This window comes from Parvimonas micra, assembly GCF_021300775.1.
Lineage (GTDB): Bacteria > Bacillota > Clostridia > Tissierellales > Peptoniphilaceae > Parvimonas.
In genome coordinates, this window is sequence record NZ_JAJTJP010000003.1 from 124653 (window position 1) to 139559 (window position 14907).

Annotated in this window: 11 protein-coding genes; 1 reads left to right on the forward strand and 10 read right to left on the reverse strand. The window is 27.0% G+C overall.

Going from position 1 to position 14907, the window contains the following annotated elements:
* Positions 1-144: 144 nt before the first annotated feature.
* From LW893_RS05835 to LW893_RS05870, 8 genes are all read right to left on the reverse strand, one after another.
* Positions 145-1317, reverse strand: a complete 1173-nt coding sequence (locus tag LW893_RS05835; RefSeq protein WP_233056367.1) for a cation diffusion facilitator family transporter — start codon at positions 1315-1317, stop codon at positions 145-147.
* A gap of 2 nt (positions 1318-1319) precedes the next feature.
* Positions 1320-1814 carry an anaerobic ribonucleoside-triphosphate reductase activating protein gene (gene nrdG, locus LW893_RS05840; RefSeq protein ID WP_233056368.1) on the reverse strand — a complete coding sequence of 165 codons (495 nt, stop codon included), beginning with the start codon at positions 1812-1814 and terminating at the stop codon, positions 1320-1322.
* Between the two features lie 12 nt (positions 1815-1826).
* A complete protein-coding gene (nrdD, locus tag LW893_RS05845) occupies positions 1827-3950 on the reverse strand; it encodes an anaerobic ribonucleoside-triphosphate reductase (RefSeq protein ID WP_233056369.1) in 2124 nt (707 codons plus the stop codon).
* Positions 3951-4188: 238 nt separating this feature from the next.
* On the reverse strand, positions 4189-4593 hold the full coding sequence (locus LW893_RS05850) for a YbaN family protein (RefSeq protein ID WP_233056370.1): 405 nt from the start codon (positions 4591-4593) through the stop codon (positions 4189-4191).
* A 59-nt stretch (positions 4594-4652) separates the two neighbouring features.
* Positions 4653-6308 (reverse strand): ABC transporter ATP-binding protein, encoded by a 1656-nt coding sequence (locus LW893_RS05855; protein ID WP_233056371.1) that lies wholly within the window; start codon positions 6306-6308, stop codon positions 4653-4655.
* A complete protein-coding gene (locus LW893_RS05860) occupies positions 6298-8085 on the reverse strand; it encodes an ABC transporter ATP-binding protein/permease (protein ID WP_233056372.1) in 1788 nt (595 codons plus the stop codon). Before LW893_RS05860 ends, LW893_RS05855 begins: the two co-directional genes overlap by 11 nt.
* 189 nt (positions 8086-8274) lie before the next feature.
* Positions 8275-9978 (reverse strand): proline--tRNA ligase, encoded by a 1704-nt coding sequence (locus tag LW893_RS05865; RefSeq protein WP_233056373.1) that lies wholly within the window; start codon positions 9976-9978, stop codon positions 8275-8277.
* Between the two features lie 355 nt (positions 9979-10333).
* A complete protein-coding gene (locus LW893_RS05870; RefSeq protein ID WP_233056374.1) occupies positions 10334-10780 on the reverse strand; it encodes a Dps family protein in 447 nt (148 codons plus the stop codon).
* Between the two features lie 312 nt (positions 10781-11092).
* Between LW893_RS05870 and LW893_RS05875 the strand changes: the two genes are divergently transcribed.
* A complete protein-coding gene (locus LW893_RS05875) occupies positions 11093-13018 on the forward strand; it encodes an acyltransferase family protein (protein ID WP_233056375.1) in 1926 nt (641 codons plus the stop codon).
* A 16-nt stretch (positions 13019-13034) separates the two neighbouring features.
* Here the strand turns inward: LW893_RS05875 and LW893_RS05880 are convergent, their stop codons facing one another.
* A complete protein-coding gene (locus LW893_RS05880; protein WP_233056376.1) occupies positions 13035-13715 on the reverse strand; it encodes an aspartate/glutamate racemase family protein in 681 nt (226 codons plus the stop codon).
* Positions 13715-14905: a D-alanine--D-alanine ligase gene (locus tag LW893_RS05885; protein WP_233056377.1), complete on the reverse strand. Its 1191-nt coding sequence runs from the start codon at positions 14903-14905 to the stop codon at positions 13715-13717. The genes LW893_RS05880 and LW893_RS05885 overlap by 1 nt, the downstream gene beginning before the upstream one ends.
* Positions 14906-14907 lie beyond the last annotated feature (2 nt).

The following is a 14907-nucleotide window of genomic DNA, read 5'->3' on the forward strand; positions in this document are numbered from 1 at the left end:
ATTAAAAAAATCTAATAAAAACTTTTTATGTAGTATTTTTATTGTCTATTTAATATAAATATATCAGAAAGTGATTTTTAAAAAAATATATTATTATAATAATATATACTTATATTATACAAAAAATAGCACCGAAGTGCTATTTTATAAATAATCATATAATATTGTTATTGATATTTTTAAATTATTATCGTAGTTTTTAATCAGTTCTTCTATCTCACATTTAAATATATTTTCATCAAATGTTTTACTTAATTTATTTCCGTATAATGCTACTTGCATACCTACAAAATATTCCTCTCCCTCTTTGTAGATTGCGAAGTCGTGAATTGATTTTATATATTCAAACTGATTTTTCCAATTTTCAGTAATTTCTTTTAATTCAATTTCTCTTTCCGTAAAGTTTCCGCCAACAGGTTCAACATGTATAACAAGTACAATTTCATATTTATCATAAATTTCTTTTTCAATAAGACTCATAAGATTATGTGCTTTTACTAAACTCATTTCACAGTCAACTTCTACGTCAACAGTACCAATAGTTTTTAAATGTCCATATTTATGAAAAGTATAATTATGAATTCCTAATATTTCACTATGATTTTCAATGTCCGTCAATACTGATTTGATAAGCTCTAAATCAGGAGTTTCTCCAATAAGTTGGCTTATTGTTTCTCTTGCTAAAGAAAAACCAGAAAATAGTATAAATGCAGAAACTATTAGACCCACAACTCCGTCAACGGGAAAAGTAGTATAATCGGCAAAAATCATAGCAATTAATACAACCGATGTTGTAAAAACGTCACTTAGACAATCAATTGAGGTAGCCTTTAAAATACTTGAATCTATTACTTTTGAAAGTTTTCTATTGAATAAACTCATCCAAAGTTTAACTACTATTGAAATCACTAAAAATATTATTCCGATTCTTCCCATTAGTATTTTTTCAGGATTTATAATTCTTTCGATAGATGTCTTTGCAAACTGAACTCCTACAATCATAACCATCATTGAGATTATTAAAGTTGTTATATATTCAACTCTACCATGTCCATAAGGATGATCCTTATCCGGTGGAGCAGAAGAAAATTTAAAGCCTAAAACTGTTGCAAAAGAGTAAATAGCATCTGAAAAATTATTTACCGCATCAGCTGTTATTGAAACTGAATTAGCCAAAATACCTATTAAAAATTTTGATAATCCTAAAGTAACATTTAAAAATGTTCCTATCAAACCCGAAAAATATCCAACTTTTTTTCGGTCATATTTATCTGTATTTCCAATTCTTGAAATATTTAATATTTTTTTCTCTAACATACTTACTCCATAAACAGTATAATATTTCCACTTTCAAGTGTATTCTTTATATCAATAATTCTTTGGTTGGAAGATCCTCTGAATTTTAAAGTTAAATCTTTTAATCTATAATCAAATCTCCCGTCAACTAAGACATCACACTCTTTTAAGAGTTCAAATCTATTATCGTCTTCCAGTATTTCTTCAAAAGTATATCCTGAATAAATCCAAATATTTTTATTTACACTCTTTTTAATATCTCTAACAATTTCAAGAAGCTCCTTAGCATTTTGCATTGGCTCACCACCAAGAAGTGTAAGACCTGATACATTTTCATCACGAAGATAGTCGATTACTTGATTAGTTGTATCTTTCGTCCAAATCTCTCCAAAATTAAAATCCATATATTTTCTATTAAAACAATCTTTACAATTATGTGTACAGCCAGTTACGAAAATACTAGTTCTGATACCAACACCATTTGCAACATCATAAGCTCTTATCTGACCATATCTCATTTTAACCCCTCACTATATATGAAGAACTCTTGATTTTATTTCCTTAGTTCTACCTTCATTCCAGAAATTTTCTCCAAGATAACCACAAGTTCTTCTAGTTACATTCATTTTTTGCTTATCTTTATTATGACATTGAGGACATTCCCACTCATTATGTTCATTTACTATAATTTCCCCATCAAATCCACATACATGACAATAATCTGATTTAGTATTAAACTCTGCATATTGAATATTATCGTAAATAAATCTTATCATTTGTTCAACAGCGTCAATATTATTGTTCATATTCGGAATTTCCGCATAAGAAATACAACCCCCTGTTGATAATTTTTGGAACTCTTCTTCAAATCTAAATTTATCAAAAACAGAAATATCTTCTCTAACATCAACATGGTAACTATTTGTATAATATCCCTTATCTGTTATATCTTTAATTTCACCATATTTTTTCTTATCTATAGAACAGAATCTATGAGTTAAACTTTCAGCTGGAGTACCATATAATGAGAATGACATTCCAGTTTCTTCACTCCAACTGTCAGCAGCTTCTTTAATTCTATTCATAACTTTAAGAGCAAATTCTTTTCCCTCTTCAGTTGTATGACTAACACCTTTTACACACATTGTAGCTTCATACAATCCAATATAACCAACAGAAAGAGTTGAATATCCATTTTCAAGATATTTCTTTATGCTTTCTCCCTTTTTAAGTCTTGCAATTGCACCATATTGCCAATGAATAGGAGAATTATCACTCTTAACATTTTGAAGTAGTGAATTTCTAAATAAAAGTGCTTTCTTAACTATTTCAAGTCTTTTATCTAACATTTCAAAGAAGCCTTCTTCATTTCCAGTATTTAAAATTCCAATTTGTGGTAAGTTCAAACTTACAACACCTTGATTAAATCTACCTTCAAATTTATAATTACCATTTTCATCTTTATATGGTACTAAGAATGATCTACATCCCATTGGTCCAAATACATTGCCTTCATAATGTTCTCTTAACTTTTTAGCTGAGATATAATCAGGATACATTCTCTTTGCTGTACATTTTGCAGCAAGCTTTGTTAAATAATAATATTTACTATCTTCTCTTACATTGTTTTCATCTAAAACATAGATTAATTTAGGGAATGCTGGAGTTATATAAACGCCTTTTTCATTTTTAATTCCTTCTAATCTTTGCTTTAATATTTCTTCAACAATTTGGGCAACTTCAGCTTCATACTCAAAACCATCTTCAACATACATAAATAGAGTAACAAATGGACTTTGACCATTTGTAGTCATCAAAGTATTTATTTGATATTGAATTGTTTGAATTCCAGCTTCTAATTCTTTTTTTGTCATAGCTTTAGCAATTCTTTCAACATCTTCTTCATCAGTTAAAATTTCTTTTGCAAGTTTTAAATGTTTTTCATAGCTCTTTCTTAGATATTTTCCTAAATGAGCAACATTCAAACTTTGACCACCAAACTGACCTGAAGCAACTTGAGCAATGATTTGAGTCATTACTGTACAAGCAACTTGGAAAGATTTTGGAGTTTCAACCATCTTGCCATTAATAACTGTTCCATTATCAAGCATATCTCCAATATTAACTAGACAACAGTTAAACATTGGTTGAATTAAATAATCCATATCATGAAGATGTATTGCTCCTTCATCATGCGCTTGAACAATATCAACTGGAATTAACATTCTTCTTGCAATATCCTTTGATACTTCTCCAGCTATTAAATCTCTTTGTGTTGAAGCGAGAATTGCATTTTTATTTGAATTTTCATTTATAACATCTAAGTTAGTCTTATCAAGAAGACCTAGAATGCTTTCATCTGTAGTATTCTTAAGTCTTTTAAAAGTTTGAACAGCTTTATAATTTTCATATGCCCTTGCTGTTGCAGGGTTGCCATATTTAATTAAACTATAATAAACATGATCTTCTATATCATAAATACTCATTTTTTTGCCAATTGTAGTTGCAAAAGTTTCTATTTCTGATGCAATTCTTTCAGCTAATCCCTCTTCGAAAATACCAGTACTACTATGCATTGCTTTTTTTATAGCAATAGCAATTTTATTTGCGTCAAAATCAACTTCTTGACCATTTCTTTTTATAACCTTGATCATAACAACCTCCAAAATATTATTGAAAACACTTAAAAAATGTTCGATAGTAAGATTATAACATCAACAATATATATTGTCAACGATTTTTATATACACTATATATAGTATATTTTATTGTTTTAGCCTTTAAAATCCATTGCAAATAATTTTATAACAATTAGTAGCATAATAAATAAAAAAAATTTTTTAAAAAAATTTTTTAACACAAAAAAAACTGATATGTTTTTCTCATATCAGTTTAAATATTTTCTATTTCTTCTTCATTATCTTTTAAAGTCTTTATTCCAAATATAAAATAAACTACATGGAAAAACCAAACAATTGCTAAAATAATTCTTCCAATTTTAGTATTTTTCATAAAATAAAAACCAGTTCCCATAGTCAATGTAAAAAATACTATAATTTTTAGTTTATGTTTTACTGTAAGACCTTTTCTATTTGTAATCTTTTCTAAATTATTCTTATATAAATTTGTTCCTACGAACCAATCATGTAATTTTTTAGAGCTTCTTCCAAAGCAAAATAATGTAACAACATAAAATGGGAATGTAGGTAATAGTGGTAAAAAAACACCAACTGTACCTATTGCAAAAAAGATTAATCCTATTACAATCCAAGTATATCTAACAATTTTGTTCTTCATATATTACCCCCATATTTTAGATATGATAATGATAACATATTTCAAATTAATCTGCAATACTAAATTTTAAAGCACTTCCCATTTTCTACTTTGTAAATAACATCTGCAAATGATACTGTACTCATTCTATGAGAAATTAAAAATACCATTCCCTTACAATTTTCCTTAATTAAATTTAAAATTATAGATTCATTTAAAGTGTCTAAATTACTTGTTGGCTCATCAAAAATATATACATCCGCTTTTTTCAATAATGCTCTCATAAGTTCAAGCCTTTGCATTTCTCCACTTGAAAAAATTACTCTTTCGGAATTTATCTTAGTATCAAGTCCATTTTCAGTTGATAAAATCTTATCTTTTAATCTACATTTTTCTGCGATGTATAAAATTTCATCATCAGTAATATTTTTATTTCCAAGAGTTAAATTTTCTCTAATTGTTTGAGAAAAAATTTGTGGAAATTGTGGTATATATGCAATTTTTTCTTGTAGTTTTCTGCTATCAATATTCAAAATATCATCATCATTTAAAGATATTTTACCAGATTTCGCAACATACCATTTCATTACTATTTTCATCAATGTGCTCTTTCCAGATCCACTTTCACCAACAAGACCAACAATTTTCTTGTCTTCGAATTTTAAATCTAAATTTTCAAAAATCAATTTATCTCTATTTGGATATGAGAAGTCAACATTTTCAAACTTTATTTCATCAATTTTTTCAACTTCTTTATTACCTTCATTTCCAACCGCTTCCTTTTCGTCTAATAGTCTAAAAGTTTGTCTTGCAGCTTGTAAAGCACGTCCTAAACCTAATGGAAGTCTACTAAGCTCTAAGAAAGGAGCAAAAGATGAACTGAAAACAACTAGGGTAATTACTGCATCTTTAATGCTAATCAATTCTTTTTTAACAAGAACAAAATCAACAAATGAAAAAGCGAAAACTCCGAAACCAATTGTTAAAAAGCTAAATGAAAATTGTAAAAAGTTTAATTTTGCAACATTTCTTTCTTTTCTATTAACAATTTTGCTCTCTTTTTCCAAATTCTTAAATCTTTCTTTTTCAACTCCAAGTTGAAGTAAGTCTTTCATACCTTTTAAACTTTCCAAGAAATATGAAGTATATGATTTTCTATATTGTTGTTGAATTTCAAGATGTGGTTTTAATTTACTTGAAAATACATTAGGAATTATAACTGCAAGTATAAAGTATACAGTTAGTGCAATTAAACTTAATTGTAAACTATAATGTAAATAATACAAAATAAGCACTATTGAAACAATAAGTCCTGTAGTAATTGGAGCTAACGTATGAGCAAAGAAAACTTCTAGAGCTTCAACATCTTCTCCTATAAGTTTTAATAGAGCTCCACTATCTTGTGAATCTAATTTTGAAGGAACAAGTCTTCTAAGTTTCGCAAAAATTTCTCTTCTAAAATCAGCTAAAACTTTAAATGCAACGTAATGTCCAAAATAGTGTTCACCATATCTGAATAGTCCTCTTGAGACTGCAAGAACAACTAAAATTATTAAGGAAAGTATATTTAATTTTCCTCCATTCAAAATGTCAAATCCTAGTGATATTATTTTCGCAGGAATGTATACTGTAATTAGAAATCCAAAAACTGCAAAGAATACTGCTAACAAAATTACAGGAAGTAAATTTTTCATAAAATTAATTAGTCTAGTTACTAGTTTTATACTATCTTTCATTTAAAATTTCCTCCATTTCATTTTGTTTATCTAACAATAATTTATATTCAAAGTTTGAATTGTATAAATCATTAGGTTTTCCAAAGTCCCATTTCTTTTCATGTCCCATAAATAAAACAAAGTCAGCTTCATTAACTTGTTTCATCTTATGAGAAATAAACATAACAATAGATTTTTTAGAAATCATTTTGATTAATTCTAAAATTGCAATTTCATTTTCAGTATCGACACTTGAAGTCATTTCATCAAAAATGTAAATTTTTCTATTTGCAAGTAAACTTCTAACACAGATAATTTGTTGTCTTTGTCCAGGAGAAATTAATCTTCCATTTTCTCCAATAATTGTATTAAAACCATCAGGTAATGTTTGTACAAATTTTAAGATATTCTTTTCTTCAATCCAATTTAAAATTTCTTTTTGAGACATTTTTGTTGCTTTTTTCAAATTATCCATAATGCTTTCATTAAAAATATAAGAATCAGGAGAAACATAAAATCCTAATGAATTTATATCTGCTTTTGAAAAACCTCTTAATGACTTTCCATCAAGTAAAATCTCTCCAGAATAATTTTCAAGATTTTTAAATAATATCTTTGCAAATGTACTTTTTCCAAGTCCACTTTCTCCGGCAATTGCAAATAAACTACCCTTTGAAATAATAAGATCAAGATCTTTTAAAATATATCTATCATCATAAGCAAATGAGACATTTTTAAATTCTATATTGTCAATGCTTTTCAATTCAATATTAGAAACATCTTTTATATTATCAACTTTAATGCTATCTAAGAAAGTAAAAATTCTATCTGCCATTTTTGTATTCATCATAAGTAAATGCATACAATATCCTAACTCTCTAATAGGAGTGAAAAATTCAGTAGCAATTAGTATAAAGAATATAAAATTAAAAATGGACATTCCACCATTTGAAATTGAACTTACAGCTAAAAATCCTGATATTGCAATTCCTAAATACATAACTCCATCCATATAACCAACAGATTGAAGTTGGAATTTTAACAGCTCCATAGTTGAAAGTCTAAATTTTTCAGCACTTTCATTGAAATTTTTCTCATAAATCCCATCAGCACAATAAGAATAAAGAGTATTTAAACCTTTTAAATCATCCATAAATAAATTACTTACATCCATATATGTTGACCAATAATGTTGCATTATTTTTGCAGAACGTTTTTGGATTAAGACTATTGAAACCGGAATAAAAGGTATGCTTACTAAGAAAACCAAACCTCCTAATGGATAGATAAATGCTACAATTAATAAAATTGTTGCACAGTTAAAATATGTTCTTAAAGTAGTTGTTAAATAATTACTATAAAATGTATCTAAACTATCAATTCCTTGAGATGCAATTGTAAGTATATCAGCAGTAGAATAACCTTTAAACGCTTCTTCACTTTTGGAAAAAGCATCAAAAAATTTAACTTTTAAATTATCTCTAGCAAATTGAGATGCTACCCCTTGGTATTTTTTTGCAAAAATCGAAATTGCAAAACCTAAAATATTTAATCCTATTACAATAATTACATATGTAAAAAGGCTAAATTCTGTATTATTATATAAATTTGAAAATCCTTTTGCGATAAATCCAAAAGAAATTATTCTCATCAAAAATTGAATCCAAGACAGAAATGATGCGATATAAACAAATCTCATTCTATCTCCAAGTTCTTTTTTTAATCTATTTTTTAATTCTTTTCGTCTTTCACGACTTATTTTTTGTTTCTGAATTTTTGTACTTAATTCACTATCCATAAAAAACTCCTTATCATAAATTGTACTTATTTTTTTATAATACCCAACAATGATAATAATTAAAAATATAATCAATCTCAATTATAAATAGATAAAAATACCACATAAAAATGTGGTATTTTTTTATTGTGAAACAACAAGGTTCCCGGGAACCCACCCGATGCGAAGCATCGTGGAAGGGTGGGGTTCTTATTTTATCTTTCTAACTTCTTCTATAATTCTATTTATTGCTTCTTCAGATGACATTTCAACATTTTCCATTTCTCTTCTTGTTGAAAATTCAATTACATTTTCGTTAGCTTTTTTCCCAACTGTAATTCTTAGAGGAATTCCAATTAAATCTCTATCATTAAATTTAACTCCTATTCTCTCTTTTCTATCATCAAGCATTACCTCAACACCTTGTGATTCTAATTCATCGTGAATTTTTTCACCAAGAGCCATTTGATCTTCATCATTAATATTTACAACTGAAATAATTACATGATAAGGTGCAACTTGAATAGGCCAAATAATTCCCTTTTCATCATTATTTTGTTCTATAATTGCTGTAATACTCCTTGTAATTCCTATTCCATGGCTTCCCATCCAAAAATATTGACTAACTCCATTTTCATCTAAGAAAGTAGCATTTAATGCTTTTGAGTATTTTGTTCCTAATTGGAAGATATTTCCAACTTCTATTCCTCTTGCAAATTTTAATGGATGACCACTTAATGGACAAACATCTCCTTCTTGTACCATAAGTAAATCTTCAACTATTTCTCCATCAAAATCTCTTCCAAAATTGCAATTTATATAGTGATGATCTTCCTTATTCCCACCTACTACTGTATTTTTCATAAGAGTTACTCTCTTATCTAAAATTTTTCTTACCTTTAAATCAACAGGTCCTGTGTAACCTGCAAATGTTCCAATTTTTTGAATTGTTTCATCATCCATCATTTCAACTTCATGTTCTGGTGCTCCAAGATAAGCACAAAGTTTTGTTAGATTTAATTCTCTATCTCCTGGAATAAAAGCAATTACAGGTTCTCCTGAAACTACTAAATCTATTGCTTTAACACATTTTGAAGTTTCTTGTTTTAAAAATCCTGCTACTTCTTCAATTGTTTTACAATTTGGAGTATGAACTAATTCAATTTCTTTTTCTTCTCCACTTTCATCAACTTTGTAAACAACTTCAGCTTTTTCGTCTGTTGCTGCATATCCACTTTCGTCACAGTAACAAATAACACCTTCACCAACTTCTGATAGTGCTATAAATTCATGTGAACTATTTCCACCCATTGCTCCTGCATCACCAGCAACAATTTTATAGTTAAGACCTAATCTATTAAATACTTTTTCATATGCCTTCCACATTTCTTTATAAGATTCCATCATCATTTCAGGACTTACATCAAAAGTATAAGCATCCTTCATTGAAAACTCTCTTGCTCTATTGATTCCAAAACGAGGTCTTTTTTCATCGCGATATTTTGTTTGAATTTGATAAATATTTAAAGGTAATTGTTTATAACTTTTAATTTCTCCACTAATCAAAGTTGTAAAATATTCTTCTGCAGTTGGTCCAAGACAAAATTCTCTTTCATTTCTATCACAAACTTTAAACATTTCAGGACCAAAAGTTTGCCATCTTCCTGATTCTTCCCATATTTCTTTAGGTTGAAGTGCAGACATTAAAATTTCATATCCACCCATTCTATCCATTTCTTCTCTTACTATATTTTCGACTTTTCTAATCGCTCTATATCCAAGAGGTAGATAAGAGTAAATTCCTGCTGCACTCTTTCTAATCATACCAGCTCTTAAAAGCAATTTATGACTTATTATTTCTGCCTCTTGGGGATCTTCTCTAAGTGTAGGCATATAATATCTTTTCATTTTCATAATATAATTCCTCCGTAATAATAAAATTTAAAATTTGCGATGATATAAAAAAACGGCAATCATCTCCAAGAGACGAAAGCCGTGGTACCACTCTAATTTATACTCGAAAGCTATAAGGCACAACCCTGTAATTTTAATACAAGTTCAAAGATAGGTTCAATTATCTGCATAAAAGTTTTTCACCAAACAACTTCTCTCTACATACACAAAAATAATTTACTATTTCTTATCATCACTAAATATCTAATGAATAAATTATATTAAATTTAGCAAAAAAAGTCAACCTTAATATAGTAAATTTCTAAATTTACACAAAAAAAGGTTGAGTAAAAACTCAACCCAAATTTATTTATTCTTATTTATTGCAGCAAGGTTTAGAAGCTCTTAAGAACCAAATATTCTTTTCTAATTCAGCAACATGATCTTCTAACATTGAAACAATTATGAAATCTCCATCATTATCAGCTTCTTCTCTAATTTTAGTAGCTTCTTCTTTAATGGCAACTAAGTCATTCATAACAATTTCGTTTACTTCGTCAACTACAACTTTTTTAGAATCTAATTCAGCAATTGTAGCATTAGCAACATAATCTTTTAATGATGCAAATGGGAATCCACCTCTCATTTTAATTGCTTCAGCAACTTCATCATACCAATCAAAGAATTTGTCATATAATCCTTCTGTGTAAACATGTGTTTGATAGAAGTTTCTTCCTTCTACGTTCCAGTGTAAGTTATGTAACTTAGTAGTCATAACTGCGATGTTTGATAAATAAACATTTAAACTTTTAAAATCTTTCATTTTTAACCCTCCTAATTTTTATTAATTACATCTATTATATACCCAAAAATTAAAAAAATAAAGTTTTTTAAAAAAATTTTTAAAAAAATTTTTTTGTTCATTTGTGGAGATATTTTATATAAAATAGCATTTAAAAACATTTAATTGGTTATTATTTTAATAAATTGTTATCATTTCAATTGTAAAATGGAATTTGATAAATTTTTCTGTTAGAAAAACACCTACAAACGCCTAAATTGTAACATTTTTGTAATTGCTTTTATTTTTTTTTCTGTTATAATCTCTAATGAACAATTTTATAAGGACAGACAAATGAAAAGCTTTAAATTAAATTTAAATAAAATAAATCTAAGTGAATTAAAACAAATAAAAAAATCTGATTTTTTTAAAAAAAGAGAAGATAAAAATAAAGATAAATTTCATATAAAGAGTTTTGATGGACTTCGTGCAATAGCCGTCATTCTTGTTATGCTATATCATATTATTCCTCATATAGTACCTGGAGGATACTTAGGAGTTGTAATTTTTCTAGTATTAAGCGGTTATTTAGTAACTGATAACTTTTTACGAGAAATGGATAAGCATATGTATCTGGATATTATTAAGTTTTGGAAAAAAAGAGTTGTAAAACTATATACCCCACTTCTACCAATGCTTAGTATAGTAAGTTTATTCGTATTATTATTCTTTAATGATATGTTAAATGACTATGTTGGAAATTTATTTAGCTCAATCTTTGGAATAAATAATATTTACCAAATACTTCATGGACTATCATATTTTGATGCGCATGGAAATCCAAATCCGTTTACACATCTTTGGTCTTTGGGACTTGAGGTACAATTCTATTTAATATGGCCTATTTTAATTTCTCTACTATATAGAACATTTAAGTTAAGAAGAAAGAGCCTTGCAGTTATTACATTGATACTATCATTAGCATCAGCAACTACAATGTTTATGTTATATTCTCAAAATACTGATGTATCAAGAATATACTATGGAATTGACACAAGAGCTTTTAGCTTTTTAATAGGATGCTTCTTTGCTTTTTTATTTCCAAGAAATAAAGTGCAAGAAATTCAACTTTCAAAAACAAAAAGTATATGTGTAAGCATTATCTCCATTATACTATTTTTAGGAATATTATATCTTTCAGTAACAATGGATGCAAAGATGGATATAGTATATAAATTTGGAATGTATTTATACTCAATTTTAATAGGAATTTTACTTATCTTATTACTTTTAAAAGATAATATAATTAATAAATTCTTTTGCTTTACACCATTTATAGAAATCGGAAAAAGAAGTTATAGTTTATACCTATGGCAATATCCAATTACAATATTTATAGGTGATTACTTAAAATGGAGTAAAATTTCAATTATATACCTTGTTTTATTAGAACTTTTATTTTCAATTATTTTTGCAGAAATTAGTTATAGATTATTTGAAGGCAAAGAAAATTATTTAATCTATATAAATAAAAAATGTAGTGAAGATATAAAAAATAGAAATCTATTTTCAGCAATTGGAATTTTAGCAATTTTTATTATTTTTGCAACATCAATTCTATCAATTTCACAAAAAACTGATGATATTGAAGAACTAAAAACAAAGCTTGAAAATATTCAAAAAAATAATGCTCAAAATATTGTAAATAATAATCAAGAAATTCCAAGTAACGAAAAATTGAATAAAAAAATTCCTAAAAATGAACCTAATAAAAAACCTGAAAACAATATTGATTTATCTACAACTGAAATTACTTTTATTGGAGATAGTATAATGCTATCAGCATCAGATGTAATTAAAAGTGAATTTAAAAATGCAATAGTAGATGCAAAAGTTAGTCGTCAGGCTTGGGATTTACCAAAAGTTTTAGATCATTTAAAAGAAACTAACAATATAAAAGATATTGTTGTAATTCATTTAGGAAGTAATTACAAAATAAATAAAGAAAAATTCAAGGCAGATCTTGAATCTTTAGGAAATAGAAAAATATTTTTAATAAACTGTGTTGTACCAGACCCTTGGGAAGAACAAGTTAATACAACTTTAAAAGAACTTTCTGATGAAATGGAAAATGTAGAAGTTATAGATTGGTACTCATTTGCAAAAGATAAAAAAGAACTTTTCTATAAAGATGCTACCCATCCAAATGGACAAGGTTCAAAAGAATATACTAATTTATTAAAAACTGAATTAAGTAAATATTTAAAAAAGGAGCATTAAGCTCCTTTTTATATTATTATTTTATTTTCGCACCGCTAAGTTCAATACTTTTATTTACAAGAACATCCAAAGCATCAATTGTATTTATGCTTTTACAAATATCTAAAAGACTAAGTTCTGTACAAGCAATTATTCCAATAGTATCTTTGTCACAATACTTATTAAGAATTTCAATAAATTCTTTATTTTCTAAGTTATTTGTTTCTTTAATTTTGTAAATATTATCCATAACAGAATTTTTATCTTCATCGGATAATTCTTTAACTTCTATTCCGTATTTTTGTGCATATTTATCATAAACTTTTGAATTAAGAGTTCCAATAGTTCCAAAAACGGCAACTTGTTTTACTCCTCTTCTCTTTATTTCAAGAATTGTTTCTTCAATCATATTTATTATTTTTAAATTAGTATATTTACTAAATTCATCATAAAAATAATGACTTGTATTACAAGGAATAGCAACTACATCTACACCAATTTTATCAAGAATTTCTAAGTCTTTTTTTATTACATTTAAAAACTCTAAGTCCTTTTTCTCAATAATACATCTTGTTCTATCTGGCATAGTTGAGTGATTTAATACAACTAAATCAATATGTTCATTGTCATTATGTGCATCTGTATTTAAAACAACTTTATCGTAAAACTTAACAGTTGCTAAAGGTCCCATACCACCGATAACTCCTAATTTATACACTATTTCCTCCTAAATATCTTTCTAAAAACTTTTCCTAATAAAATTTTATTAAAGAAAAACCAAGGTTTTAAATCATTAATTGCAAAAATTGCAGGAGCCCACTTTCTGGAAAATGAAATCTTTAAAGATTTTAAAATACTAACTTGTTTAGTTCTTGCATAACGCCAAATTGCTACCATATCTTCAAAACCATAAATAAAAGCTAAGTTTGTATCGTAATCAATATATTTACAATCACTTTCTTTTAATTTACCAGTTACATCAAGATACGCAATATATGGCATATTAATTCCAACTTTATAAATTAAGTTGTTGAAATTAGTAGTTCTTGCATTTATTTCTATTAAATAGATTTCTCCTGTTTTTTCATGTTTTTTAAATTCTATTTCTCCAAAACCTCTATATCCGATATTTTCCAGGAATGGTTTTGAAATATCTACTAATTGTTGATTATATTTTTGAATTGTAAAAACTGAAGCTCCAAAATTGATTGGCCATTGTCTTTGCTTTTGAGCTGTCATATAATGAGTAGTTTTACCACTTCTATCAATATAATAGTCATAAGTTAACATGCAATCATCAAAACCCGGAACAATTTCTTGGACAAAAATCTCAATATCATTGTCCTTTGCTTTCTTTATCCCTTCTTCCATTTCTTCTACATTTTTACAAATAAAAACTTTATTTCTAAATACTTTTGTAAATTTTACTGTATCAAAAGGTTTAATTATACATGGAAAACCAACTTCATTATTTACTCTTTCAACTAAATTTTCATCATTTGCACTTATTGTTGTTGGAATTTTCACTCCATTTTCTTTTGCAATATCATGTAAAGTCCATTTATCTAATAATTTTGTATTAAGTCCTTTAGCTTGACTAATTAAATAATATTTTTCTAACTCATCATAATATTCATCTATAAATTCAACATATTTATCATGTGTTGGAAGTAAAACAGGTTTTTCGTCTTGTTTTTTTCCATACTCTATTAAGCCTTGAAAAGCCTCTTCACCAAAGTTATTCAAATTCTCTATTTTTAAAAATTCAGATATATATTTTGACTTTGCTCCATAAGAGTTTTCAAAGTCGTAATCACAAGCTACAACATGAACTCCTTCACGACCTAGACATCTAATTATACTAAGCCCTATATAGTAATTACAACCTAAAACAACTGCTTTGTTCATCT